Annotated in this window: 1 protein-coding gene and 1 pseudogene; both read left to right on the top strand. The window is 66.6% G+C overall.

The window, feature by feature from the left end; translation table 11 throughout:
• The first annotated feature begins 226 nt into the window (after positions 1 to 226).
• A pseudogene (locus ABD207_RS23095) lies at positions 227 to 450 on the top strand (DUF397 domain-containing protein).
• A gap of 91 nt (positions 451 to 541) precedes the next feature.
• The gene (locus tag ABD207_RS23100; protein WP_344015024.1) at positions 542 to 1,012 is read left to right on the top strand and encodes a hypothetical protein; all 471 of its coding nucleotides are present in this window, start codon (positions 542 to 544) and stop codon (positions 1,010 to 1,012) included.
• The last annotated feature ends 159 nt before the right edge of the window (positions 1,013 to 1,171 follow it).

Here is a 1,171-nt window from a genome sequence, read left to right on the forward strand (position 1 = left end):
AGCTCCGGAAAGCAAAAGGGCCCACCGACTCCATCGGCGGACCCTCACGAAAGATCGAGGCTAGCACCTCTGATGACTTCAACGTGGCCGCCGTGCAAGTGCGCGCGGTGCGCCGAGTCCGGCAAGCGTTCCGGCCGCTGAAGCGCGGCTCTCCCCCTTTGACTCCCGCCCATACGGGCGGCGGCGGTCAGCTATGGCCGCGATGAGTTAGCAGGAAGGTGCAGTGATGCTGAACGGAACCGACCTGTACGCGCTCGACATCAACGGGGCCTCGTTCGTGAAGGCGTGTGGCGGCCCCTGCACCGAAGGGTGCGTGACCTGGCCCGAATCGGTGACGACGCCTGGGCCCTGGGTGACAGCAAGCGGCCGGACGCGCAGCCGCTGCGGTTCACCACGGAGGAGCTGGACGCGGCCGGGATCGACCCGGCGCGGTTCGGTCTGAACGTCTGACCCTCCGCCCTCGCCAACCGGCCCGGCCTCCCCTCCACACAAGCCGGGCCGGTTGGTCCCGCAACCCCCACCACCGAACGGGAATCGACTGGTGCACCACCATCACGGCTATCTGTGGGTCGGCCCGAGAGAACGCTTCGACCAAGAAGCCCTACGGCGGCCCCCGCACCCCGAGCCGCCCCCACCCGGCAGCAAGCCCGAACTGATCCAGCGCTACCGAGAGGTGGCCGCGGAGTTCCCCACGTCTGATCTGCCACCGCTGGAAACGGCGTACTGGCTCATCAAGCCCCGTTCGTTAGTTCGTGACACCTGGGATGAAGGCAAGGAAGCAGCGGGATGGATCGGGGAACGGCTGACTGAGTTCGCGCCCCGGTTCGCCTCTGAGCGTGACCGGGACACAACCCGCCTGGCCCGATTGGTGAGCGCTGCTGCTGAGCGACTGCACTCGGGTACGGATGTGTCCTACGGCTTCTATCTGGAACGCCCCTCGTATCTGTCCCTGGCAGTGGTGACGTGCTCCCCGAATCGCTCGATGCCTGAACTGCCCTGCCCAGTCGCGTAGTCGAAGCAACGACAGAAGCCCCGGCCGACGTGGCCGGGGCTTCGGTCGTGCCCCTTGGCGTGGTGTAGATGATCATTCGTTGGTGGCGGGCAGCAGGGTGGTCTTGTCCGGATAGAGGCTGTCCATGCTCTCGTTGGAGAGGTAGCGGCGGGGGAAGGC

It is taken from the genome of Streptomyces thermospinosisporus (assembly GCF_039526425.1).
GTDB lineage: Bacteria > Actinomycetota > Actinomycetes > Streptomycetales > Streptomycetaceae > Streptomyces > Streptomyces thermocarboxydovorans.